Origin of the sequence: Geminisphaera colitermitum TAV2 (assembly GCF_000171235.2) — a bacterium.
In the GTDB taxonomy this organism is placed as follows: domain Bacteria; phylum Verrucomicrobiota; class Verrucomicrobiia; order Opitutales; family Opitutaceae; genus Geminisphaera; species Geminisphaera colitermitum.
In genome coordinates this window covers 1-775 of record NZ_ABEA03000192.1, presented here as the reverse complement: position 1 = coordinate 775, position 775 = coordinate 1, and the positions used below count along the sequence as shown (strand labels likewise).

1 protein-coding gene is annotated in these 775 nt (G+C 67.2%); it reads right to left on the bottom strand.

Annotated features, from left to right (window positions below):
• Positions 1–151 precede the first annotated feature (151 nt).
• Positions 152–775 (bottom strand): PEP-CTERM sorting domain-containing protein (locus tag OBACDRAFT_RS22380; RefSeq protein WP_043589151.1); only part of this gene is annotated, 624 nt, incomplete at its 5' end.

Below are 775 nucleotides of genomic sequence, written 5' to 3'. Positions count from 1 at the left end.
CGCGCAGTGGACGACGATCGCCACCTCTTCCGTGCCCGAGCCCGCCACGTATGCCGCGCACGCCGGACGGAGCACACTTGCAAATTCGCGGGCTTCGCAAGCGAAGCCCCTACAACGAACCGGCGGCAGGATGCCGCCGCCCTCCGCAATATCAGCGCCTCCGGCGCACGATCACGTAGGCCAGCAGCGCCAGCCCAGCGAGCGCGGCATACGTGGCGGGCTCGGGCACGGAAGAGGTGGCGATCGTCGTCCACTGCGCGTAGCCATTGCCGAGATCGACGAAGGTCAGCAGGGCGTCGATGTTGCCCGTATCGACCAGCGTGTAGCCAGCGCCGTCCCACGCCGAGAACGCGGTGCCGGTGAGCAGCGTCAGCACGTCGGCCAGCGCGTAGCCCGAACCTTCGGCTTCGATGAAGTTGCCCGCGCCGAGAAACAGCGTGTCAACATCCAGCGTGGCGAGCGCGGCGGTGGTCAGCCGCAGCGTGTTGCCCGTCGTCTGATCCTCGAATCCGATGTTCACCTCCCTCGCCACCAGCGTGCCTTCGATGATCAGCACGTTGTCGTTCGCCCCAGCAGTCTGGCCGATGTAAACGGCCTTGCCGGTGGCCGTAACGTTGGCGGTGTCGGAGACGAAGGCGGCGGTGGCGAGCGTCGTGTTCCAGACGCGGCTCAGCGTCACGGTGTTGCCGCTGGTGCTTTCGCCGATGATCCAGTCGCCTTGCGACACGAAGCTCAGCCCGTCGGTCGCCAGCGCGGTGCTGCCCGCATCCAGCGT